Here is a 23,728-nt window from a genome sequence, read left to right as displayed (position 1 = left end):
TTCTGATTTGAGATGCGGGGGCCTGTGTCATGAAAAACATCATCATCGTGACCGGTGGGAATGGAACGCGCGTCGCTGATGCGCTCGTGCGGCTGCTGGCCATCGGCTTTCCGACGCGGATGCAGGGCAACCTTCCCACAAGCGCCAGTGACGAACTCGAAATCTGGCGCATTGACCCCGACCGCAGCGCCGGTGCGCTCACTGTCCTGAACGAGACGTTGCGCCGCTATCGCCAAATTCAGCACCTGATGCAGGACGGCAACGGCGAGCCGCCGCCGCTGGACGCCCAGCCGCTGGCGGCCAGCCCGTGGGCGATGACGGTCAACACCAAGGTACGGGACTTTGACCCGCTGGCACTGCCCGGCTTCGACAAACCCATTTCGACCCTGCGCGAGTTGCTCGGCCAGTTTCCGGGCAAGAAGGACGGGACGCCTCTGCTCCACGCCTTCTACGAGGACAAGGACCTGGATGTGAAAATCAACCGGGGCTTTTATCAAAAACCTTTCATCGGTTCGCCCGTCATTGCGGCCTTTGCGGCGTCGCTGATGGACCGCAACTCACCGGCCGGAAGTCAGATTGACTTCAACACGCTCAAGCAAACCCAGGTGCGTTTCTTCATCTGCGGTAGCGTCTATGGCGGCACCGGTGCCTGTGCGCTGCCGGTCATCGGACAGTTTCTGGCCCGCGAGCGCCAGCGCAGCAACCTCAACTGGAGCATCGGCGGCTGTCTGCTGATGCCCTACTTCCTGCCGCCGCCGCCGCCGTTCAGTCCGCTTCCCGAAGACCGGCAGTCCGACGCGCGCTACGTGAATGAAGAAGCCCGGCGGATGGCGCAGCAGTTTGCCACGCACGAAGCCTTTGCTGTCCTCAATGAGGAAGAGCGCGTGGCGCTGGCGCGGCAGGTGCTGACCGGTTTTTATGCCGATCCGCAGGACCTGACCCTGCGTTCACGTCACAGTCTGGTCTATTACCGCGACATTCTGGCGCCGACCTTCGACGAACTCTACCTCATTGGAAAAGCCCAGCCGGACGCCCTTCAGCGCTGGAGCAACGGCGGGCAGACCCAACGCAATCCCCTCAACGCCACCGAAGTTGCCGCCGCGATCACCGCCCTCAACTACTTTGCCGGAAATCGCGTGGGGAGCGGGCAGTCCTACAGTCTGGCCTCGGGTGCGAAAGATATGTCGCCAAGTGTGCTGCGGCTGGCCGATCTTCCGGTCTATATGGTCGGGGGACAGCCGGTGGATGCCGAAAAGGTGTTTTTGTCCACGGCCGTACTCGTCCACCTGCTGCAATACCAGATTGAATGGGATGCCGATGCCCGTGGCTGGAGTGACGATCCGGGCGGGCTGCGTCACCTCTACCAACTTGATCCGGCGCGGCAGGAGCGGGACCGGCTGGCCTATCGGCTGGCGCTCGACCTCATCCGCGAAATCATGGTGGATATGGTCTCGCCCGACCGTACCATGGGTTGGAGTCCCGACATTCGCGCCGACCTGGACAAACTCATTGCACCGGGGGTGGAAAGTGCCGTCATCGAGCGCATGAAGCGCCGGACGCGGTTGTTTGGCCTGGCGGCGGACAATGCCCCCCAGGAAGCCCTGCGCTTTGGACGGGTGAAGGTGGAACTGACCTCGTTTGACTTCTACGGTTGGACACCGCCGCCGGAATTCAAACGCGGCGACTATGCCCGGCTCGTCTGGGCAAATGTCTTTGCCCGAACCGGGGCGGCCAGCTAGTTGTGGTACCACCCGGTACGGGCGATGCAGCGCGTCTCCGTGGTGGGCCGTGAGGCAGGCAGAAACAACCGGGTGCTGACCGACAGCCGCAGATTCCCAGACAGCTTTCAATTTGAAGCCCTTTCCCACACACCAATGATGTCCACTGACACCAAGCCCTCCCAGCCGGCTCCGCCGTTGCCCTCGGAAGTCACCCCGGAAGCTGTACGGTGGGCGTACCGGTTGATTCTGGGGCGGGAGCCGTTGCCCGAAGACATCCCAGCCCATCTGCATTACCCGGACCTGACGAGTCTGCGGCAGGCATTCTTTGGCTGCCGGGAGTTTCGGGAGCGTGAGCGCATCCTCTGTGGCCCATCCCTGAGTGGTTTCGAGCCTCCCCTGGTGCTCGAAGATGAAGTGAATGCCACAACACTGGAACGACTGCTCGCCCACATTCAGGCAAGCTGGCAGAAGCTCGGCCGGGAAGAGCCGCACTGGTCGGTGCTGACGAGCGAAGAATTCAAACAGACCAACCTCGCTGCCAATCGCGAGTGGTTCTATGCCTCCGGTCATGGCAATGCCGAGCAGTTTCTCCATCTTTTGCGGCGCAACGGTTGTTTTCCCGATGGGGTGGCTGACAAAGCTGTGCTGGAGTACGGCTGTGGCGTCGGGCGGGTGACGCATGCGCTGGCCCAACATTTCGGCCGGGTTTACGCCTACGACATTTCCGCGCCCCATCTGGCGCTGGCCAAGCAGTGGACGGACGGGCTGGGACTGACCAACATCGCCTTTTCTCAGATACAACACCCACAGGATGTGGTCCGCCTTCCCAAAGTACACGCGGTGTACACCGTCATTGTCCTGCAGCACAATCCGCCGCCGGTGATTCGGATGATCCTGCAGGGGCTGCTGTCGGCGCTGCTGCCCGGTGGGGTGGCGCTGTTTCAGGTCACGACCTACCGGGAAGGCTATGCGTTCGTTGCCAAAGACTACCTGCGCACGGCCAAGGCGCGCCTGGGGGAAGTTGAAATGCACGTGTTGCCGCAGCGGCGGGTTTTCGGGATCATTGCCCAGGCAGGTTGTCAGGTGCTGGAAGTGCTGGAGGATGCCTGGACGGGCTATCGCTACGGCGAACTGTCAAACACGTTTCTCGTGCAAAAGCGGGATACAGCCGCCTGAACGCAGTGGTGTCCGGGCGGGTGTGAAGACGGACAGGGCAGGGAGGAATTATGGGGCTTCTCATCAACCAGGGCATGCTCGGCGAAGTCGGCGGGTTTCGGGCGCAGACCTTTTTCCCGATTGATCCCCATCGGGTCACGCCGCCGGCCCCCAATCCCCGCTTTTTTGAGACGCTCCCCACGGTCTGGGCAGCGGCCTATCGTTTTCGTCAGGCCGTCGAACAGGGCGACGAACTGGCGTGCCGGGAGTGGTTGACGCTGTTCGTCCTGCACGCCATGGGCGTGGCCTATCTGACCGAACCGCTGACACCGGCGCTGCTGGCACGGGAATATCCGCCGGCGCTGCAACCGGCGCTGGAGACAACCTATCCGCAGGGCGGTGGGTTGCGGGAGTTTCAGCTTTTGTGCGTGGGGACGACAACCCTGGGCGGAGTCTATCCCGATGTCGTGTTTTTTCCAGCGCGCGCCCGTTCACACTGGTCGCAGGAAAACTATCTGCGCCCGTATCTCGAAGGTGAACACCTGTCCTGGGCGCGCACACAGACCCTGTTGCTGACCGATACCTTTGAGCGTGAGAAGTGCCACCGGCATTTGCGCTGCCTGGCACGGGACGTGTTGCCGCTCAGCTTCGGCCGGCTTCTCGAACGGCTGTGTGACGAAGCCTTCGGGCCGGCACCCTACGGCCTTGACCAGGCCCCACGGCTGGCTTCCAGCCCGGCCGCCTGGCCGCTTGTACGCGAACAGCCCAAACCGACAGACCTGCTGGACATCTACCCCTTACGCAAGCCGAATGAGCGCGGCGGGCAGACCTACTTCCTGGTGGACAAGTTTCCTCAGCCGCCAGCCTGGATGACAACCGCCCTGGGTCCCGGACAGCCCTCGCCGGTCAGCTACCGCGCCCTGGGACCGAATGCCATCGGGGTCGAAGTGCGCGGTCGGCTCGAAACGCTGGCGCTTGACGCCAGGGATGAGATCGTTGACCTGGCGAGTCTCTTTGTGAGCGATTTCGTCGGACGGGTGGATTATCCGCGTGAAGACCAGCGGCTGGCGCTCATTCATCCGGTGCACAAGCTTCAGGGACTGACCGATGCCTCACGGATTTCTGTGTGTATGGCGCCAGTCACGAGCCGGTTCCTGGCGTATTTCCCGGAGTTGCTGGCGGAAGACGGAACGGGCCTGCAGTCCCGCATCGCCTTTGATGGGCAGCAGGTGGTGTGGACGTTTCAGCTCTGCGGGCGGGAAGTCACCTGGACGGCGCGCTACTTTGAGGCCCGGGATTTGGCCGTGGCTTCTCTGTCCCTCTGGCCGCCCAGGGTGGACCCGCAGTGGTACTTTTACGCGGCCCACGGGCTGGGTCTGCGGGAACGTTCCGGGCGCTGGCGGTTGGTGGATGAAAACGGGCGCTTGGGCGACCTGTATGAGCTTGGTGCGTCGCAGGATGAATACGTCACCCTGCTGCGTCCGCAGGAAACGGCGGATGCCACCGGACAGGTCCGGGCGAATCGTCCGCGCGCCCTGAGCTGGTGGTGGCCGGCCCAGGGACGCGATGTGGAGCGGGGCGTTGTCTGGCTCGCCCGGCTGCCGGACGCCGGGGCAAGGACGCCGACTTCGGCCCACCTCGCCGTGGATTTCGGCACGAGCAACACGTCAGCGGCTTTTGCGGCCGGTGGTGTGACCGACACCCTGCGGTTTTCTCTCGCCCCGCTGCGTCTGTGGAATGGCGACGGAGCCAACCGGCTGGGGTTTGCACCGTTCAACTGGGGCGGAGCCAAAGGCTATTTCTCGACGACCCTGCTGACGCGCCGCTCTGCATCGCTGCGGGAAGTAGCGCCGGAGATGCTGACGGTCGAACACCTGTTTGCCGCCGCCATTCCCAACCTCTACTCCGATGGTCTCAACCGCATGCTGCTGGCGGCCGGCAGTGGCGCGAATGCCTGGGACCTGCACGACAACCTCAAGTGGGGACAGTCCCAGACCTCTGCCTACCGTGCACTGTTTCTGCGTCTGCTGCTGCTGTTTGCCCACGCCGAGCTGTTTTTCAACCGGCGGGCGCAGGTGACGGATTACACCTTCACCTTTCCGCTGGCGATGAGCCGCACCGACCGGGATGTGTTCCACAAGCAGAACCGGGAGAACATCCAGGTGATCCAGTGGCTTTGCCACGGCGTGCGCAACTTTGAAGCGGCTTCCCACTACCGCGCTGACGTGGATGAAAGCGCTGCCGCTGCAGCCGGGGCCAACCTGCCGCCCAGTTCCGACCGGCTCGATCTGTTCATTGACGTGGGCGGCGGCACAACCGATCTGGCCGTCCGGCGCGGGACGGAAATCCTGGTGCTGGACAGCCTGCGGTTGGCCGGACGGCAGTTTTTCCGCACCGCCGAGCAAAACCTGTCCTCCCGCGTCAGGCTGCGCAAGGCCAGTGTGTTTCGCCGTCATCTGGGGCTGTTGCTGGCGCCGAATGAGGAAGCGGCGCCTATGGAAATGGATGTCAGCGACATGCCGGGTCTGCGTGACCACAATCTGAGCCTTCCCACCTTTTATCTGCTGCGCGTCAATGAACTCAAAAGCGAAACCTTCGTGCAGCGGGAACACCTCATTCTGAAGCGCCAGCGCGATACCACCCTGCCCGAAAACCAAAGCTACCGCGATGCCTACCAGCGGTTTTGCGCCCAGCTCTTTTTCCGCCACATTCTGGCCTACGGCATTCTTCAGGCGGCCGGTGCGGCCATCGAGCGCCGGCTGGGACGAGACCAGTTGCCGCACGGGATTCATGTGGTGCTGGGCGGGAATGCCTGGGGTTTGCTGCTCTTTGCCGACTTTGAGCGTTCCGGGCAGGCATTGCTGGCAGAAGCCGAAACACTGCTGGATCGGCTCAAGACGCGGGCCAGCGGCAGCCTGCTGCCGGAAGCCGCCGCCTGCCTGCACGACCTGCATATCCACGATGTGACCCTGCTCAATGAAGGCGACATCAGTCGCGCCAAGACCAACGTCCCGATTGGGGCGCTCGCGGTGGCGTCCAGTCAGAACCTCAGCCGGCGAACGGCTCCGTTTACCGGGGTGAATCTGGCGCAGGTGGTACTTGGCGATGGCGCCCAGGAGTATGGCCCGCAGTCCGTGAACTGGTTTGACCGCTGGAGTGAAGCTGACCTCAAACGCCGTTTTGGTATGGAGACGGACGTTGACATCCGCCAGGTCAACATCCGCCTGCCGGGGGCCAACGCTCCGCTGGACGTGCTGCTCACCTTGTTTACTTCGCGGGGCAACACGGACCTTATCCCGGAGAAACGCTGGCCGACCATCAACGGCTACCTGTCCGGTGGACGACACTATCCGGCGATGACGCCACTTTCGGTCTTTGTGACCGGCGTGCTCTATGCCGACCCAGACCTGAAACTGGTCACGAGCCTGCCCGACCAGCCCTATCCCTTGATTGAGGACATGGCCCGCCGGGCTGGTTTTTATGACGACCAGCCGCCACAGATGGACAGAACCTGAGCCGCGCCGGGGGGAGCGATGACCTATGAGTGACCGGCTGGTAAGGCAGCGGCCGGCAGGTTTGCCAGGCACGGGATGGTGCGCCGGCGCGTTGGAAGCCCGGCAAAAGCATCGCCGGGGTGAGCCGACACCGGCCTGCCAGTGGCGAACGGTGTGGGGCTGGGTTCGGAAACGCTGCTGTGTCTTTCCAGCCGTCTGCCGGTTGGCGATCCTGGCCGGGCTGTTGGCATCCTTCGCCGGGCAGCCAGGGGCGCCGCCGGAAGTCTGGCCGGTGAAAGCTGCCGGGTGGAAGCTTGATGACCCGTCCGTGGCGGCCGCTCCTGATGTGTGGCCGGTGGCACTGCTGACCCTTGTGGTGGCGCTGGTTGGACTCGTGGTTGTGGCCGTTGTGTTCTGGTGGCTTCTGCGTACCCAGCGGCAGCAACTCGAAGGTGAAATCAGCGCGTTGCAGGCACGTCTCCAGCGGCTTGAAAGCCAACCCGCGCCGCCCAAACCAGGCAACGCTTCCAGACCGGAGGCGGCCGGCGGGCCCGCCCCCGAAACGGCGCTGCGCGCAGATTTGACAGCCCTTCAGTCCGACCTGCGTTCGCTGCGTGACGAAGTGGACTACCTGAAAAACAAACTTTCGACGCTGTTGGTCTCGCCGGAGACGCCACCTCATCCGTTGCCGGCGTTGTCATCCGGGATGGCTGTGGCGCAAACCCTGCCCGCCGAGCCACAAGCCAGCACCGCCGATACGCTGCCCCCGCCCGATCCGTTTGAAAACCAGCGGGTTTCGGACATCATTGCGCGCTACCGGGACCGCCTGCGGGCCGGCCACGTGGACGCCCTCACCCGGCATTTTTCCCTCAATCCAAGCGGACTGTTCCTGGAACTCGAAGAGCGGGGTGAACGGTTCGTCTTTCCGGCGCAGGAAGTCATCTACGGCAGCGACTTTCAGCAGAACTACAGCTTTGTCTATGACTGCGACCGGCCCGGCAGCGGCTATGTCGTGGTGGTGACGCCGGCGCGGCTCGATGCCCGTGGGCAGATTGCCGCGCGGGGACGCCTGCGTATCGAGTAAGGCACACCGCTCCCGTGGCTAATAGAGCAGATAGGCGGTGCGGCGGCGGCGGAAGTCTTCCAGGGCCGGTTCGTCTGCTGCGGCAATATCGGCCCAGTCGGCATCGGCCTCGATGGCAGCCCGCAGCCGCGCCTGTCCGGCAATGACATCGAAGGGAAGCCGGTCAAAGACGTATTCGTAGGGCGGCTCACGCCACAGGCGTTCCTGTGGATACAGGCGTCGGACAGCCTTGAGAATTTCGACGGCCGTGCGGTACGAGCGAAATGTGTTGCGGTTCTGTACGTGAAGCTGAAGCCCGCCGCACACCTGTCCGGCAAACTTGTTGAACGTTGGCTGAAACCAGAGCGGCCGGAAGTGGACTCCCGGCAACTGGAGCGGTTCGAGCGCGGCTGCCAGTTCATAGGGGTCAATGAACGGTGCGCCGAAGATTTCAAACGGGCGCGTCGTGCCGCGTCCTTCGGAAAGCGTCGTGCCTTCGAGCAGCACCATGCCGGGATAGACGGTGGCGGTATCGAGCGTCGGCATGTTCGGGGAAGGCATCACCCACGGCAGCCAGGTGGTGTCAAACCACTGCGGCCGTGACCAGCCTTCCATGGGAACGACATACAGTTCGCAGCCAATACCCTCGGTGGCATTGAACATGCGCGCCAGTTCGCCGACCGTCATCGCGTGCCGCATCGGGATGGGGTACATCCCGACGAAGGATGCCCATTCACGTTCGAGAACGGCCCCCTCGATGTCGAGACCGCCAATCGGGTTGGGGCGGTCCAGCACGACAAACGGAATGCCCTGCGCCTGGGCCGCCTGCATCGCCAGCGCCATCGTCCAGATGAAGGTATAGACGCGCGTGCCGACATCCGGCACGTCGAACACGAGAATGTCCACCTCGGCCAGCATCTCCGGGGTTGGCTGGCGCGTCTGCCCGTAGAGGCTGAACACTGGGACGCCCAGCCGTGGATCACGCGGCCAGCCTTCCCATTCGATCATGTTGTCTTGCGTCTCGCCCCGAAACCCATGCTGCGGGCCGAACAGCGCCGTCAGATGAACATCCGGGCAGGCGGCAAACAGGTCAGCCGCGTGGCGGTAGATGACATCCACCGAAGCCGGGCTGCAGATGAGTCCTACGCGGCGGTCGCGGAGCAGGTCGAGGTGGTGGGTGAACAGGCGGTCAAGTCCGGTCTGCATGGGGTGTGTTCAGGGCTGGCTTTCAGAGGTGAGGGCCGTGGAACGACATAAAAAAGCGCGGATGAGGTTTTCATCCATCCGCGCTGCCAGGCACCGCCCGAAAGGACGAGCGCGGCTACCGCGTTCCCAGTCTGGTGCGCTGTGGCCGTCCAGTACGGATGACTTCCACCCGGACAGTGCGCCGCCCAAAGCGGATGGCATCGCGGGTGGAGGGCATGTAGATGTCAATGTGGCGTCCCCGAATGCGGCCGCCGGTATCTTTGACGTGATAGACACCGGAATACTGCCCGGCGTGAACCTTGACGACCGAGCCGAGCGGCAACACGCGGGGGTCAGCCGCGACAATGCCGGGCCGGACGTATTCCCCCGACGCCGTGCGTCCTTTCAGGCTGTAAGCCGTGGCGACAAACGGAACGGCCTGCGGGGAAGGTTCAGCGTTGCGCAGGAAAAAAGAACCGAGCAGTGGTGGTGTGGCGGGCAGGTCGAGGGTCAACTCAGCGGATGGGGTTGAAGGTGATGAGGTCTGTGATGCTTCGTCCGGCTGTGGTGTCTGGGGCGAGGTCGGGGTCGGGCGGCCCTGCTGGGCGCGGGCAGCCAGATTGCCGGCCATGGACAGCAGGACGAGGATAAAGGTGAACAAGGGCTTGAATGAAAAGAAACGCAGCCCCCGACGTACCGTTTCACCTGATGCACGTAAGCTCATGCGATGTCCTCCCTGGTGAACATACGCCGCTGGACGGGGCCCTTGGGGGGCACGTCCCTGACCAGCGGGCGATCAAACCCGGAACTGTATCACGGGCTGTCAAATTGCCCGGCCGGGACGGTCGGTTGGACGCCTGTCTGCCGGCCGGTCTGGCCAGTGCATGGCGCACAAGCTTGCAGTGCCAAAGGTGGCAGACATAAGATGCCGGGCACTTTGTGACGAACCGGCCAAGTGGTTTGGTTACGTCGGTCTCTGGAGGAGTTCCCCACGTGACAAGTCAGCATCGCAGAGTCATCATCATTGGCTCGGGGCCGGCCGGTTTTACAGCCGCCATCTATGCCGCGCGAGCCAACCTGAAGCCGTTGCTTTTTGAAGGCGAGGGCCCGGAAAACATCCCCGGCGGGCAACTGATGATTACGACCGATGTGGACAACTATCCCGGCTTTCAGCACGGCATCCTGGGCCCGGAGCTGATGGCCAACATGCGCGCCCAGGCTTTGCGCTTTGAGACGGAAATCCTGACGCGCAACGTAACGGCCGTGGATTTCAAAACCCGCCCCTTCCGGGTCTGGTCGCGGGATGACGAATACACAGCCGATGCCGTCATCGTTTCCTCTGGCGCCTCCGCCAAGTGGCTGGGGCTGCCGTCGGAAGAACATCTCAAAGGTTACGGCGTTTCCGCCTGTGCCACCTGCGATGGCTTTTTCTTCAAGGATCGCGAAGTCGCCGTTGTGGGCGGCGGCGATACGGCCGTTGAGGAAGCGACCTTCCTGACGAAATACGCCACGAAGGTGACACTCATTCACCGGCGGCGTGAGCTGCGCGCCTCGAAAATCATGCAGGCGCGGGCCTTTGCCAATCCCAAGATCACCTTTCTCTGGGAGACCGTTGTGGAAGAAGTGTACGGGCAGCGGGAAACGGGCGTGACCGGTCTCCGGCTACGTAACCTGAAGACCGACGAAGTGTTCGATTACAAATGCGACGGACTGTTTGTCGCCATCGGCCATCAGCCGAACACGTCCCTGTTTGTCGGGCAGCTCGAACTCAATCCACAGGGCTACATCCTGACAAAACCCGGCTCGACCCATACCAGCGTGCCGGGCGTTTTTGCGGCCGGCGACGTACAGGACTTTACCTATCGCCAGGCCGTGACGGCCGCCGGCACGGGGTGTATGGCTGCCATTGACGCCGAGCGGTGGCTCGAAGAGCAGGCTCACGCGGCCCACTAGACCTCGGCACGCCACACTGAAACCACTGGAAATCGCCTGCCCGGACGCAGGTAACAACGCAGGCAGCTCAGGCAAACCAGCAGCCGGGCGCGGGACATAGGGCTATGTACGAAAATCTGCTTATCGAAAAACACGAGCGCATTGCCGTGCTGACGGTCAATCGGCCGAACAAGCTCAACGCGCTCAACATTGCAACGCGAAACGAAATTCTGGCGGCGCTCGATGCCCTCCAGTCAGATGCGGAGGTGCGGGTACTGGTCATCACCGGTGCCGGAGACAAGGCCTTCATTGCCGGGGCGGATATTGGGGAGTTTGCCGGGCAGACGGCACTCAGCCAGCGGGAAGTCATGACCCAGCGCCGGGCGTTTGATGCCATGGAAACCTTCCCCAAGCCGGTCATCGCCATGATCAACGGCTTCTGCCTGGGCGGGGGGCTGGAACTGGCTCTGTCGTGCGACATCCGGGTGGCCAGCGAACAGGCGAAGCTGGGACAGCCCGAAATCAATCTGGGAGTCATTCCCGGCGGCGGCGGAACGCAGCGCCTGACCCGTCTCGTCGGGGAAGGCAAGGCCATGGAAATGATCCTCACCGGGGAGATGATCACGGCCGCGGAAGCCCATGCCGTGGGACTGGTCAACCACGTTTTTGCCCACGCGGAGCTGCGTGAGAAAACCATGGCGCTGGCCGCCAAAATTGCCGAGAAAAGCCCGGTAGCGCTCCGCATGGCCAAAGAGGCGGTCAAAACTGCGGCCCGCTCCGGCCTGGACGAAGGGCTACGCCGGGAAGTGGATTTGTTTGCCCTGTGTTTTGCCAGCGAGGACAAGGAGGAAGGCGTACGCGCTTTTCTTGAAAAACGGAAACCCAACTTCATCGGGCGCTGATGTACGTGTGGTGCGCCGTCAACCTGAAAAACCCTTTCGAGGCTGCGCATGCCCTACCTGGTTCTGCTTCGCCACGGGGAGTCCCAGTGGAATCTTGAAAACCGCTTCACCGGCTGGGTGGACGTGCCGCTTTCTCCCAAGGGGGAGGAGGAAGCCCGTGCTGCCGGTGCGAAGCTGGCCGGCCTGACCTTCGACCATCTGTTTACTTCCGTGTTGCAGCGGGCCATTCAGACGGCTGACTTGGTCTGCGCCACTGCCGGTTTTACCAACCTGCCCACCACACGCGATCAGGCGCTCAATGAGCGTCACTACGGGGACTTGCAGGGACTGAACAAGGCAGAAACTGCCCGGCAATACGGTGAAGAGCAGGTCAAAATCTGGCGGCGAAGCTATGACGTGCGCCCGCCGAACGGCGAGAGCCTGGCCGACACGGCGGCGCGCGTGTTGCCCTACTACGAAGCGCATATCCTGCCTTTGCTGCGGGCCGGAAAGAACGTGCTGGTCGTGGCGCACGGCAACAGCCTGCGGGCACTGGTGATGCACCTGGATCGCCTGTCGCCGGCGGAAGTGCTCGAACTCAACATTCCCACCGGTGCGCCGCTTTACTATGAACTGGATGCCGAGGGCAACGTCCTCGCCAAACGCTATCTGTAGCCAGACCTGCCGGCTGAGTATCGCCCATGGGTGATCCGCCAAAGCCGCCGCGCTTCCTGACCTTTCCGTTTCCCGTCCTGGGCTTTCGGACCACGGGGAAGCGCCCCCAGCCGCCTGCCACTCCTCTGCCGGCGGACGCCCCTCCGCCGAACGTGGCGCTTGATCTGCCCTTTCCTGAGCCGGACGAAGTAGCGCCTTTGCCGTCGCCAACCGGCACGGTGACGCCTGATCCGGCCGCGCTGCCTGAAAAGCATTTCAACCACTACAGCTACTTCAGCGAAATCGAAGCTGCTTTCACGGCGCACCGTGGCAAGCCCTATCACCTGTCGCCGCTCGACTGGGCGCTGGTTGAAAGCTGGCAGAAAGCCGGCATTCCGCTGCCGGTGGTGCTGCGCGCCATTGCCCAGGCGTGCGAAGCGCATGCGAGGAAAATGTCCCGCCAGCCAAAGGGGCGTCCGCGCCCCGTGCGTTCCCTGGGCTACTGCCAGTCGTTTGTCGAAGATGCTTTCACCGCTTATCGGGCCTCCCAAGTTGGGGCGGCTTTGCCGCCGGCCGCCGCCACTGCTCCTGAAACCGGCGGCATGTCACGCGCCAAAGTCGCGGCCTTTCTGGAAACGGCGGCCGCCGCGCTCGCAGCCGCACACCAGCAGCTTTCTGCCCGGATTCGTCCTGATGCACCACACGCGCACCTTGGGACGTTGCTCCCAACGGTGGTGGCACAGCTTCGGACGCTCGGCGGGCAGGTGCAGGGGGAAGCGGCGCTTCATCTCGAAGCCGTTGAAATGACCTTGTCCGAACTGGAAGACCGCCTGCTTGCTGCACTTCAGGCGGATGCGCCGCCGGAAGTCCAGGCGGAAGCCGCACAAGCCGCCACGGCCGCGCTCAAGGCGCACCGCAAGGGGATGTCAGCCGCCGTCTATGCCCAGACCCATGCCAACTACGTGGCGCGGCAACTGCGGGAACGTTACGGTGTACCGCGCCTGAGCCTGTTTTACCTTGAAGGCGATTGAAACCCCGCCACGCTGACCTGCCAGCCGAAGGATGCGTTGCGTGGGTTTCTCCGGTAAAGTGAGGAAACGCGCCGCCACTGCGGCCGGGAGCGTCAACGGACACGATGTTTGGAATCGGCACGCCAGAACTCATCTTCATCTTTCTCGTTGGGTTTTTCATTTTTGGCCCCCGCCAGCTTCCAGAGATTGGTCGTCGGCTGGGAGAAATCATGGCGCAGTTGCGCCGGGCTGCCGACGACTTCAAGCAAACCTGGGAAGCGGAGGTGGAAAGCGAGCGGTTGCGCCTGACCAGGGATTTGTCCTCGAAGGTGAAGCTGCCAGACCTTTCGGTTGACCTTGCCGCCCCGTCTGCGGCCGAGCCGTCTGCGGCCGAGCCGTCTGCGGCCGAGGCTGAAGTCGTGCCGGAAGTCATGCCGGCCGAAGGGTCCCTGTCCCGCGCATCCGTCCGCCCAGCGGCCGCATCGTCAGCCCAGCCGCCCGCTGAGTCCTTTGCCGAGGCATTACCGGCGGCGGAGTTGGCAGAAGCGCCACCAGTCTCCCCCTCTGCGGCTTCGGCTGTGGTCTTCCGGCCCGTGGAAGCTCCGGCGGATGTGGCGTTTCCCGGCCCGGTGTTCGTTCCCCGTCCGGGGACGGTAGAAGCCGTCGAGACCATTGGCTATGAAGGCTAGGTCCGGCGGCCGGCGTGCAGGCGCTGGCCGCTGCCAGGGTGTGTGCCATGGCGGATGAACCAAAAATCAGACCCGACGAGCCTTTTGCCGGGCCGCCTGAAGAAGAGGAAGCTGCCGCCACAATGGGCTTTCTCGACCATCTGGACGAACTCCGGCGGCGGGTGTTCTATGTCGTGGCGTTCATTGCCGTGGCCTTCATCGTGTGCTGGGGCTTTGCCGATGTCATCTATGGTTTTCTGGCCAAGCCCGTGGCGGAAGCTCTGCGGGCCTCACGGCTGGCACAGATTAAAACCAATGCTCCACTGCCAAGCCTGTCTGACTTACCTGATGGCACCCAGGTGACGTATGTCTTTGGCGCTGGCGTCGCCATTGATGGGCTGACCGTGCCGCCGGGAACGGCCGTGCCAGCGCGAATTGCGCGGGATGCCCAGGGAAAACGCCGCCTGGAAACCGCCCAGACGCTCGTCATCCAGCAGCGGGTCGTGCCGGAGGGCTTTGCCCTGCCTTCGGCGGAACTGCTGGCAGCCGCGCCTGATCCGCTGGGGCAGTTGGTGGTGCATACCGTGCAGGGCGCTTTCAACCTGTATATCAAGGTCGCCTTTTACGCCGCCATTTTCTTTTCCATCCCGTTTGCGCTCTATCAGCTCTATGCCTTTGTTGCGCCCGGACTCTACCGGCACGAGCGCGCCTATGTGTACCCGGTGCTCATCCTGGGAACCGGCTTTTTCCTGCTCGGCGCGGCCTTTGGGTACTACATCGCCTTTCCCCGGGCGTGTCTGTTTCTGTTGGACACGGCCAAGGACTTCCAGCCGATGATTGAAGTCAATGAATACTTCGACCTCATCATCACCATCGTGCTTGGCCTGGGCATTGTCTTTGAGTTACCAACAGTTGTCTTCGTGCTGGCGCGTCTGGGGTTGGTGACGGCCGGGTTTCTGCTCCGCATCTGGCGGTTGGCCGTGATGATCATCCTGGTTCTGGCGGCCATTATCTCGCCAACCTCGGATATTCCCAACATGATGATCTTTGCCGTTCCGATGCTGGCGCTGTACTTCCTGAGCGTGGGGATTGCCTATGTGTTCGGACGGCCGCGTGAAGCGGATGCAAGCGCTCCGGCCGCAGAGACCGGCAAAGAACTTCGTTCCGTAGGATAGTCTGAAGCTTATGCAGGTTTTTCGGCTCGATGAGGCGGCAGGGCAGGAGCGCCTTGCCACGATTCTCAGGCGTCACACGCTCGTTGCTGACCCGAATGTGACCCGTACGGTATCGGACATCATCCAGATGGTACGGGAGATGGGCGACAAAGGGTTGTTCGCTCTGACCGAGAAGTTCGACGGCGTATCCCTGTCGGCGCAGAACGTGCGCGTCGAAACGGCCCTGCTCGAAAAGCTGGCCGGGCAGGTGTCAGCGGAAGTACGGACGGCGCTGCGGATGGCGGCCAAAAACATTCGCCACTTCCACGAACTCCAGCGCGAATACACACGGGTGATGGAGCAGGCGGATGGCGTCCAGCTCATGCACCGCATCCAGCCGCTGGACGCGGTGGGCATCTATGTGCCCGGTGGACAGGCGGCCTATCCTTCGACGGTTCTGATGACGGCCGTCCCGGCACAGGTCGCGGGCGTCCCCCGGCTGGTGGCCGTCACTCCGGCCAAGTCCTTTCTGACCCAGCCGGTGCTGGCTGCGGCGCTTATCGAGGCCGGCATCAGCGAGGTCTATACCGTTGGCGGTGCGCAGGCGATTGCTGCGCTGGCGTATGGAACCGAGAGCGTTCCACGGGTAGCGAAGATCGTCGGGCCGGGCAACCGGTATGTAGCTGAGGCCAAACGGCAGGTGTACGGCGTGGTGGATGTGGATACCATTGCCGGGCCGAGCGAGGTGGTGATCATTGCCGACGATACGGCCGACCCGGTGCTCGTGGCGGCCGATATGCTGGCCCAGGCCGAGCATGACGAGCTGGCGGCAGCCGTCTGTGTCACCACAAGCGAAACGCTGGCCATGGCCGTAGCTGAGCAGCTTGCCTATCAGGCAGCAACCCTTTCGCGGCGGGAAGTTGTTGAGGCGGCGCTGGAGCGGTTCGGGGCGATTTTCCTGGTGGCGTCCCTGTCTGAGGCCGTCCGGCTCGTCAACCGGATGGCGCCGGAACACGTCGGGGTCATGACCGCTGAGCCAGAGCGTTTGGCTGAGGACATCACCTTTGCCGGCGCGGTTTTCATCGGCGCTGCCTCGGCGGAGGCCGTTGGAGACTACTTTGCCGGGCCGAGCCATGTGCTGCCGACGGGCGGCACGGCGCGCTTTTTCTCCCCGCTGGGCGTGTATGACTTTGTGCGGCGGACAAACCTCGTCCGCTACACGATGGGGCGGTTGGTCAAAACGGCCGACATGATAACGTGCCTGGCTGAGGCCGAAGGTCTGGACGGGCATGCGCGCTCGATTCGCCTGCGGATGGAGCGCCACAGCGGCCCCCTGGCCCCGACGACCAATCCACTGACCGAAAGCAAACAGAACCTTCCGGCCGTGGAGTCACCGCCGGAGACTGCCTCGAACGACGAGCCATGACACGGTGGTGGGCCGGACTGGCAACGCTTGTCCTGCGGATTCTGGGGTGGACGATACGCCTGGATACGTCCAACCTGCGCGACCTGCCCGACCCGCTGCACGGCCATCTGCCTCCGACGACACCCATCATCTACACCTTCTGGCACAACCAGATTCTGGCCGCGACGCTGTTTTTTCAGCGACGTGGCATTGTGGTGATGACCTCACAGAGCCGGGATGGGGACATCATTGCCGAGGTCATCCGGCGTTTCGGCTTTGGGGCGGCGCGGGGATCGGCGACGCGGGGCAGCGTGACGGCGCTCAAAGCCATGGTCAAAGCCATTCGGCAGGGAGCCGATGCGGCCTTCACCATTGACGGTCCCAAAGGGCCGCGCTACCGCGCCAAAGATGGGGCGGCGATGCTGGCCAGCTTGAGTGGCGCGCCCATCCAGCCGGTCTGTATCGTGACGGAACGCCACTGGACGCTGAACACCTGGGATGCCTTCCGGGTTCCCAAGCCCTTCACGGTCGGGCATGTGTTTTACGGGCCACCGATTTGGGTGCGGCGGGGCGCAACGGCAGAAGACATTGCCGCCGCAACGGCCCGGTTGCAGGCAGAGCTGGACACCATGCTGCACCGGTGGGAAACAGAACATCCCTCACAATGCAGGGCCGCACAACGCAGGGCAGGCGCACCGCCCTCTGACCGGCGCGTGCTAGACTCATCCCCAACCGCTGCGGCGGAAACAGCCTCAAACGTGGAGACGGATTGACGTGGAAGCCATCCTCGCGCTCGAAGACGGGCGCCTGTTTTACGGAAGAAGCATCGGCGCCGCCGGTGAGACAACGGGTGAAGTCGTGTTCAACACGGCGATGACGGGCTACCAGGAAGTGCTCACCGACCCTTCCTATGCCGGACAGTTGGTAACGATGACCTGTCCGCACATTGGCAACTACGGGGTCAACCCCGAAGATGTGGAGTCACGGCAACCCTTCGTGGCCGGTTTTATCGTGCGGGAACTGTCGTCGGTGGTCAGTAACTGGCGGGCGACGGAGTCGCTGGGCCATTACCTGAAGCGGCATGGGATTGTCGGCATCGAGGGCATTGACACGCGGGCGCTGGTGCGGCACATCCGCGAGCGGGGGGCGATGCGCGGCGTCATCTCCACGGTTGAGCGCGAGGCCTCCCGCCTGGTGGCCAAAGCGGCCGGTGCGCCGGGTATGGTTGGGGCAGCTCTGGCAAAAACCGTGACCTGCACCGCACCCTACACGTGGCCGCTGGCTGCCGCTGAAGACTCCACGGAGTACCAACGACGACGGTGGCATGTCGTCGCGTATGATTTCGGCGTCAAGTTCAACATTCTGCGTCATCTTGCGGCGCTCGGCTGCCGCGTTACGGTTGTGCCGGCGACAACCACGGCCGAAGAGGTTTTGCGTCTTCAGCCGGACGGTGTGTTTCTCTCGAACGGGCCCGGCGACCCGGAGCCACTCACCGATATTGCCCGCGAGGTGCGCCTCCTGGCGGAACGCCTGCCCACCTTCGGCATTTGCCTCGGACACCAGGTGCTGGCGCTGGCGTTTGGCGGCAGAACCTTCAAACTCAAGTATGGGCATCGTGGGGCCAACCATCCGGTCAAGAACCTGATGACCGGCAAGGTTGAAATCACCTCGCAGAATCACGGCTTTGCGGTTGACCCGGAAAGTCTGCCGGAGGAACTGGAAGTGACCCATATCAATCTCAACGACGGTACGCTCGAAGGTTTCCGCCATCGCCACCTGCCGGTGTTCTGTGTGCAGTACCACCCGGAGGCTGCGCCGGGACCGCACGATGCGGCGTACCTGTTCGAGGCGTTTACGGCGCTGCTGCCTGTCCGTTCAGCCGAGGTGGCCGCATGAGGCCGGGCGGGAAGGTCTGCCGGCTGTGGCTGGTCGGCGCTGGTCTGGTCTGGCTTCTTTGGCCCGAAACAGGTGCACTGGCGCAAAAAGTGCCGCCGTCGCCAACCGTGCCGCCGGCCACTGCCACGCTCAAGGCCGAAGGAAAGACTGACGACGGGCGTCTTTTTCAGGAATATGTCCGCGAGCAGAAAATGCGCTTCGAGTATGGCCGGGCGCTCAAAATCACCCTTCCGCCGCAGGGCAGTCTGACCGTTACCGGCAGCAAACGGTCGGAACTCGTGGTTCAGGCGACGATTCGGGTGGAAGGCGCATCGTCCGCCGAGTTGGCGGCTCTGGCGGAACGGATTGGCTTCCAGATTGACACCCGCGATGTCCGTTTGCACCTCATGTCACTGGGTCCGGCTGTCAAAAACCTGTCCCGCAAAGAGCGCCGCGCAGTATCCGAAGGGCTGGCCAGTCCGCTGCTGCGCCTGCCCTACCGCATGGATTACAAGGTCGTCGTCCCGGAATACACGGACCTGGAAATCGCCGTTTTTGACGGCGATCTGTCGTTGGCTGACATCTACGGCGGCATTGTGTTTACCGTGCAGCGCGGCCGGGTTGTGCTGAGCGGCGTAGCCGGAACGGTGGTCGGACGACTGGCGACGGGCGCGGCCAGAGTCGAACTCAATGGACGAAGCTGGCGCGGTTCTGGGTTGGATTTGCAGGTAGGGGTTGGAGACATTGTGTTGAGTGTGCCACGCGGTTTTGCCGCTGACGTCACTTTGGCGGCCAGCACACCACTGGATATTCGCTATCCCATCAACCGTGATGCGGACATTCCACCGGACAGACCCTTTGGGCTGCGCACCCGTGGGCGATTTGGGGTCGGGGGCGCGGCGTTACAACTGATGACGGCGCGCGGCACACTCCGGGTTGAACCCTATCCCCCGGAGAACCCATGACAACTGACCGGTGTCTGCACCGGACAGTTCATCAGATTGGCGATTGCCTGCGGCCGGGTTGGCGGGTTATCCTGCGGTCACCGCTGCCATTTCAAGTCGCTTTTCCAAGCTTCAGGAGAGGTCAGGGCCCAACCCATGACGAATCACGAGCGAACTGTTGTCTGTTTGGCGAGTTATTTCAAAGGCGTCGAATTCCTGCGCGAAGTCAAGCGCCAGGGATGCCGGGTCGTTCTCGTGACGAAAGAGAAGTTCCGCCACGAGGACTGGCCGTTTGAAAGCCTCGACGAGTTGATCCCCCTGCCGAATGATGCCTCGCCGGAGTTGTTCATCTACACCGTGGCGCAGTTGGCGCGGCCGCGCAAGCTGCACACGGTCGTGGCGTTGGAAGAACTCGACGTACTGACGGCAGCGCTCATCCGGGAACACCTGCGCCTGCCGGGCATGGGCAGCACGACGGCGCGGCACTTCCGCGACAAACTCGCCATGCGCATCGAAGCACAGCAGGCTGGCGTGCGGGTGCCGGACTTCGTTCACGTACTCAACTATCAGGACCTGGAAGACTACATGAAGCGCATCCCGCCGCCCTGGGTGATGAAACCGCGCTCGGATGTCTCGGCCATTGGCATCAAGAAGCTCTACGACAGCGAGCAGGTCTGGCGCACGATTGACTATCTCGATGCCCGCGACCGTCTCAGCGAGCGGTCGAGCAACTATGTCCTGGAGCGATTTGTTGCCGGGGATGTGTATCACGTGGATTCGCTGGTCGAAAACGGAGAGGTCGTCTTTGCCGGGGTGAACCGATATGGGCGGCCACCGATGAGTGTCGCGCACGAGGGCGGGGTCTTCACCACCCAAACCCTGCCCTACGACAGCCCGGAGCGGGCCGCCCTGCTGGACATCAACCGCAAGCTCATTACGGGGCTGCGCATGCGGCGTGGCGCGACGCATGCCGAGTTCATCAAGAGTGCCGAAGACGGCGAGTTTTATTTTCTGGAAATTGCCAGTCGGGTGGGCGGCGCCTACATTGCCGAGGCGCTTGAGGCCGCCAGCGGAGTCAACATCTGGGCGGAGTGGGCGAAAATTGAGCTGGGGCGTGGGGAGGTTCCCTATGTCCTGCCGCCGACGCGCCAGGAATACGGTGGTGTCGCCCTTTCCCTGGCACGTCAGGAGTACCCGGACACGTCCTCGTTTACCGACCCGGAAATTGTGTACCGGGTCAAGAAACGGTATCACGTTGGACTGGTTGTGCGCTCTGACCGCCATGAGCGGGTGACGGAACTGCTGCGTGACTACACGGCGCGTTTTGAGCGGGATTACTGCGCCGTCGTGCCGCCCCTGGAGCGGCCGGAGTAATGGCCAGCCAGGAGGGAATCGGGAGGCAGACTGTCCTGAAACCCGCATGCGCCCGAAAAAAGGCTTGCACCTGATGGTTGAGGTTGTGTAGAGTGAGGGCTACAGGCAAGCCCTTTCATCTGCGTTAAGTCAAGCGGTTGCTGCATCTTGTGGGTTGACGTCGGAAAGCCTTCCTTTTTCGTGTGGCGGCAGCATCCTTTGGGCAGGATTGTGGACTGTCTGCTGTGGTCCGGTTGGCTGTGGTTTCGGGTACGACGGAAGACATTGCTGGAAGTGCTTGACCACTTGGACCGGCTGCCGGTTCGTGCTTCGGCGGGAGCGGCGTCCCCGGAGACAATAGCGCAGACGGCGCGTGCTATCGTGCGTCGTTTGCCGCGTTTGGGTGTTGGCGAGTGTCTGCTGCGCTCGCTGGTGATTTATGCTATGCTGCGTTGCCAACAGCAGACAGATATTTCGTTTGTTTTGGGCGCTGGCTCCCTGGACGGCCTTGGGCGTCCGGCGCTTCATTGTTGGATTGAAGTCAATGGGCAGCCATTGCTGGAGACGAATAACCTGGGGGAACGCTTCCGCGTGATGTTTCGTCACCGGATGCCCAGGTTGACCACCCTAACCCCCTAACCCAAGATTTCAGGAGTCATACAATGAACACACTTGAAACCAAAACGGTTCCAACCGATTCGATGCCGGCCAAAAAAGTCTTTGTTGAACCCGAACTCAAGGCCTTCGATCACTTGGAAAAGCAAATCCAGGGGCTGCGTGTGCTGGAAGCTTTCACTTCCAGCTTCCTTGCCCCATAAGTTTGCCTCTTGAGGTTATGACCGGGCTGGTTTGTATGTAACCAGCCCTTTGTCTTCTCTCCAGATCGTCCGGCTCTCCAGGTTTACTGAATGAGTGCAAGCCAGGGACCTTCATTTGGTGTCCTGGGGCAGGTGTCCCCGTCGCTGCAATTCGTCATTGAAACCTGCCGCTACCTTGGCCTGCCGGAGACAGCTTCCGGGACGGCGGACATCATCCTGACGGATGAGCGACCAGCCGGGGGCGTCCGCCAGTTGATGCCATGGCTGGTGTGGAAAGGACTGACGGTTCACCGCCAGGGCAGCCTGCTGAGCGTAGCCTACGGGGACTGGCAGGTTGTGCTGGATGTTTTTCGCCGGCGCATCATCCCGATACAGGTTCCATTGGTGGCGGACGCCAGGGCGTCGTACGAAGTCTTTTCGTATCTGCGACTCGTCCTGCTGTTTCTGCTCCGGCGGCTTGGCTGGTTTGAGCTGCACGGTGGAGCCTGTGTCCAGTCCGGGAAAGGGTACGTGTTCACCGGCCCACCGGGGAGTGGCAAAACGAGTGCCGTTTTGGGTCTCATTGACGCCGGCTGGGATTACGTTTCTGACGACGCCCTGCTTGTCAGGCAGGCGCCGCAGCCCGGAGCCCCCGCCGCGGTTCGGCTGCGTGCCGGGCGGATATTGTTTTCCGTGACAGGTGCGACGCTCGACCGTTTCCCGGCTCTGCAGCCCCACGCCGAACGGCGCTGGCAACGCGCCGGGAAATGGGTTGTCAATCCGGCCATGCTCTGGCCGCAGCGGCAGGTGCTGTCCGTCCAACCGGCATTTCTGTTTTTCTGTCAACTCCGGGAGGCTGAGGAAACCCGGGTCCTGCCGCTGGCGGCAACCGATGCCCTGTCCCAGTTGATGGTGAACAGCCCATGGCTGGCGCTTGACCGCGAAACCGCTGCGGCCCACCTGGCGACATACCGTAAGCTGGCTGAGTCGTGCTATAGCTTCACCCTGCTGGCCGGACGCGATGTGTGGCATGAACCCTCCCGGCTGGCTGCCTATTTGACGGCCACTGACCTTGTTCGGCTCCATTGCAACTATGCCTGAAGCTACCCTTTCGGATGTCCTGCCGGTCAAACGCCTCACGGTCGGGTTGACCAACCTGTGCAACCTTGATTGTGACTACTGCCTCCGTGTCGCTGAGACACAGCATCTGGATTTCGATCTGTTGCATGAGGTGCTGCGCCAGGCGCGGGATTACGGTGTGACGGCCGTGACCTACACGGGCGGGGAAGTGCTGCTCCATCCGCGTTTTCAGGATGTTCTGCGCTGCACGGCCGAGCTTGGGTTGGCTTACTCGTTCGTCACTAACGGGTGGCACTTTCCAAAGGCTGTTCCAGTGCTGCGCGAAACGAAAGCGGCGCTGTACCGGATTTTTTTCAGCCTGGATGGCCCGACAGAAGCCGCCCACGATGCCGTTCGGGGCAAGGGATCGTTTCGCAAACTCATGGCTGCGATAGCCCTGTGCCGGTTTCATGGCTTTCCCTTTGGCATCAACATGGTTGTGACCAAACGCAGCGTCGGGAGCATTGAAGCCATGGCCGTTCTGGGCGCACGCCTTGGGGCCGATGTCGTGCAGTTCATGCACATGCTGCCGACTTCAGAGGAGTATGACCGGACGCTATCCCTGACGCCGGATGAACGGCGGGCGGCCGAGCAGGAAGCCATGGCCGTGAATGCCATACTCAGGATGCCTGTGCAGTTTGCCGCCGGTCATTCGATGCCCGTTCCTGGCACCCCCTGCGTGTCCCTTGCCGGAGAGACGGTCAATCTCGATTGTCGTGGGCGGTTGACGCTGTGCTGCAACCTGTCAGACTTCCGCCATGCGGTGGGCGAAGCCGATGTCATCGCCGATATGCGCACGACTTCTTTTCAGGAGGCTTGTGAGCAGGTTCACCGTCTGGCACGCTTCCAGCGTGAACGTCGCAACGCGGCGCTGGCTGCTGGAGACGCCACTGCTGAGTTTCCGTGTCACTTTTGCATTGCCACGTTTGACAAGACAGCCTGGCAGGGGTCTGCGCTCGTGCAGCTTGGGCGGAGGCGAGCCGCGGACTCCAAACCGTTGCCTTGGAGTGTGTCGGTATGACGACTTTTCGGCCGCATCCCTCCGTGGTCTCCACCGAAGTGGAAGATGCTCTGGTGATCCTGCACCTCGACACAAAACGCTATTTCACGCTCAACAGTACAGGGGCCGCCATCTGGCACCACCTCACCCAGGGCAAAGCCGAAGCGGAGATTGTCGCCGCCCTGGCCGCGGAATACGATGCTGACGAAGCACACCTTGCGGAGAGTACCCGGCGGTTGCTTGCCCAACTCGAAGCGGCGGCGCTGATCGAGCGGGTCTAAGGTGACTTGCCGGAGTCCTTCGGCCACCTTTATGGAC

Annotated in this window: 22 protein-coding genes; 20 read left to right on the top strand and 2 right to left on the bottom strand. The window is 62.7% G+C overall.

Annotation, left to right across the window (positions count from 1 at the left end; all coding sequences use genetic code 11):
* Nucleotides 1–29: 29 nt before the first annotated feature.
* The 4 genes from J8C01_RS10035 to J8C01_RS10020 all read left to right on the top strand — a co-directional run bounded on the left by J8C01_RS10035 (nucleotide 30) and on the right by J8C01_RS10020 (nucleotide 7,454).
* Nucleotides 30–1,739, top strand: a complete 1,710-nt coding sequence (locus J8C01_RS10035; RefSeq protein WP_211431821.1) for a hypothetical protein — start codon at nucleotides 30–32, stop codon at nucleotides 1,737–1,739.
* A 135-nt stretch (nucleotides 1,740–1,874) separates the two neighbouring features.
* Nucleotides 1,875–2,897, top strand: a complete 1,023-nt coding sequence (locus J8C01_RS10030; RefSeq protein ID WP_211431820.1) for a class I SAM-dependent methyltransferase — start codon at nucleotides 1,875–1,877, stop codon at nucleotides 2,895–2,897.
* A 50-nt stretch (nucleotides 2,898–2,947) separates the two neighbouring features.
* Nucleotides 2,948–6,391 carry a rod shape-determining protein gene (locus J8C01_RS10025; protein ID WP_211431819.1) on the top strand — a complete coding sequence of 1,148 codons (3,444 nt, stop codon included), beginning with the start codon at nucleotides 2,948–2,950 and terminating at the stop codon, nucleotides 6,389–6,391.
* Between the two features lie 25 nt (nucleotides 6,392–6,416).
* Nucleotides 6,417–7,454, top strand: a complete 1,038-nt coding sequence (locus J8C01_RS10020; RefSeq protein WP_211431818.1) for a hypothetical protein — start codon at nucleotides 6,417–6,419, stop codon at nucleotides 7,452–7,454.
* Between the two features lie 18 nt (nucleotides 7,455–7,472).
* On the opposite strand, the gene J8C01_RS10015 is transcribed toward J8C01_RS10020, so the two are convergent.
* Both J8C01_RS10015 and J8C01_RS10010 read right to left on the bottom strand, forming a co-directional pair.
* Nucleotides 7,473–8,639, bottom strand: a complete 1,167-nt coding sequence (locus J8C01_RS10015) for an exo-beta-N-acetylmuramidase NamZ family protein (RefSeq protein WP_014100504.1) — start codon at nucleotides 8,637–8,639, stop codon at nucleotides 7,473–7,475.
* Nucleotides 8,640–8,754: 115 nt separating this feature from the next.
* Nucleotides 8,755–9,342, bottom strand: a complete 588-nt coding sequence (locus J8C01_RS10010; RefSeq protein ID WP_211431817.1) for a 3D domain-containing protein — start codon at nucleotides 9,340–9,342, stop codon at nucleotides 8,755–8,757.
* A 269-nt stretch (nucleotides 9,343–9,611) separates the two neighbouring features.
* Between J8C01_RS10010 and trxB the strand changes: the two genes are divergently transcribed.
* From trxB to J8C01_RS09930, 16 genes are all read left to right on the top strand, one after another.
* Entirely contained in the window at nucleotides 9,612–10,571 is a 960-nt protein-coding gene (trxB, locus tag J8C01_RS10005) for a thioredoxin-disulfide reductase (protein ID WP_014100502.1), read from the top strand.
* A gap of 104 nt (nucleotides 10,572–10,675) precedes the next feature.
* Entirely contained in the window at nucleotides 10,676–11,452 is a 777-nt protein-coding gene (locus J8C01_RS10000) for an enoyl-CoA hydratase/isomerase family protein (protein WP_211431816.1), read from the top strand.
* 48 nt (nucleotides 11,453–11,500) lie between these two features.
* On the top strand, nucleotides 11,501–12,106 hold the full coding sequence (locus J8C01_RS09995) for a 2,3-bisphosphoglycerate-dependent phosphoglycerate mutase (protein WP_211431815.1): 606 nt from the start codon (nucleotides 11,501–11,503) through the stop codon (nucleotides 12,104–12,106).
* Nucleotides 12,107–12,132: 26 nt separating this feature from the next.
* Nucleotides 12,133–13,116 carry a hypothetical protein gene (locus tag J8C01_RS09990; RefSeq protein WP_211431814.1) on the top strand — a complete coding sequence of 328 codons (984 nt, stop codon included), beginning with the start codon at nucleotides 12,133–12,135 and terminating at the stop codon, nucleotides 13,114–13,116.
* Between the two features lie 104 nt (nucleotides 13,117–13,220).
* The gene (locus tag J8C01_RS09985; protein WP_211431813.1) at nucleotides 13,221–13,784 is read left to right on the top strand and encodes a twin-arginine translocase TatA/TatE family subunit; all 564 of its coding nucleotides are present in this window, start codon (nucleotides 13,221–13,223) and stop codon (nucleotides 13,782–13,784) included.
* Nucleotides 13,785–13,831: 47 nt separating this feature from the next.
* Nucleotides 13,832–14,938: a twin-arginine translocase subunit TatC gene (tatC, locus tag J8C01_RS09980; RefSeq protein ID WP_211431812.1), complete on the top strand. Its 1,107-nt coding sequence runs from the start codon at nucleotides 13,832–13,834 to the stop codon at nucleotides 14,936–14,938.
* Nucleotides 14,939–14,948: 10 nt separating this feature from the next.
* Nucleotides 14,949–16,343: a histidinol dehydrogenase gene (hisD, locus tag J8C01_RS09975; protein WP_211431811.1), complete on the top strand. Its 1,395-nt coding sequence runs from the start codon at nucleotides 14,949–14,951 to the stop codon at nucleotides 16,341–16,343.
* Nucleotides 16,340–17,095 carry a lysophospholipid acyltransferase family protein gene (locus tag J8C01_RS09970; RefSeq protein WP_014100495.1) on the top strand — a complete coding sequence of 252 codons (756 nt, stop codon included), beginning with the start codon at nucleotides 16,340–16,342 and terminating at the stop codon, nucleotides 17,093–17,095. Before hisD ends, J8C01_RS09970 begins: the two co-directional genes overlap by 4 nt.
* 1 nt (nucleotide 17,096) lies before the next feature.
* Entirely contained in the window at nucleotides 17,097–18,218 is a 1,122-nt protein-coding gene (gene carA, locus J8C01_RS09965; RefSeq protein WP_211431810.1) for a glutamine-hydrolyzing carbamoyl-phosphate synthase small subunit, read from the top strand.
* Nucleotides 18,215–19,162 carry a DUF4097 family beta strand repeat-containing protein gene (locus tag J8C01_RS09960; protein ID WP_211431809.1) on the top strand — a complete coding sequence of 316 codons (948 nt, stop codon included), beginning with the start codon at nucleotides 18,215–18,217 and terminating at the stop codon, nucleotides 19,160–19,162. The genes carA and J8C01_RS09960 overlap by 4 nt, the downstream gene beginning before the upstream one ends.
* 135 nt (nucleotides 19,163–19,297) lie before the next feature.
* Entirely contained in the window at nucleotides 19,298–20,515 is a 1,218-nt protein-coding gene (locus tag J8C01_RS09955; protein ID WP_014100492.1) for an ATP-grasp domain-containing protein, read from the top strand.
* 147 nt (nucleotides 20,516–20,662) lie between these two features.
* Nucleotides 20,663–21,133, top strand: a complete 471-nt coding sequence (locus tag J8C01_RS09950) for a lasso peptide biosynthesis B2 protein (RefSeq protein WP_211431808.1) — start codon at nucleotides 20,663–20,665, stop codon at nucleotides 21,131–21,133.
* Nucleotides 21,134–21,156: 23 nt separating this feature from the next.
* Nucleotides 21,157–21,312 carry a hypothetical protein gene (locus tag J8C01_RS09945; protein WP_211431807.1) on the top strand — a complete coding sequence of 52 codons (156 nt, stop codon included), beginning with the start codon at nucleotides 21,157–21,159 and terminating at the stop codon, nucleotides 21,310–21,312.
* Between the two features lie 90 nt (nucleotides 21,313–21,402).
* Nucleotides 21,403–22,392 (top strand): hypothetical protein, encoded by a 990-nt coding sequence (locus J8C01_RS09940; RefSeq protein WP_211431806.1) that lies wholly within the window; start codon nucleotides 21,403–21,405, stop codon nucleotides 22,390–22,392.
* Nucleotides 22,385–23,431, top strand: a complete 1,047-nt coding sequence (locus tag J8C01_RS09935) for a radical SAM protein (RefSeq protein WP_211431805.1) — start codon at nucleotides 22,385–22,387, stop codon at nucleotides 23,429–23,431. Before J8C01_RS09940 ends, J8C01_RS09935 begins: the two co-directional genes overlap by 8 nt.
* On the top strand, nucleotides 23,428–23,691 hold the full coding sequence (locus tag J8C01_RS09930) for a PqqD family protein (RefSeq protein WP_058866808.1): 264 nt from the start codon (nucleotides 23,428–23,430) through the stop codon (nucleotides 23,689–23,691). The genes J8C01_RS09935 and J8C01_RS09930 overlap by 4 nt, the downstream gene beginning before the upstream one ends.
* Nucleotides 23,692–23,728: the final 37 nt, after the last annotated feature.

The sequence above is a fragment of the Chloracidobacterium sp. D genome (assembly GCF_018304685.1).
Taxonomy (GTDB): Bacteria; Acidobacteriota; Blastocatellia; order Chloracidobacteriales; family Chloracidobacteriaceae; genus Chloracidobacterium; species Chloracidobacterium thermophilum.
The sequence above is the reverse complement of the archived record's forward strand: the minus strand, read 5'-3'. Positions and strand labels throughout refer to the sequence as shown.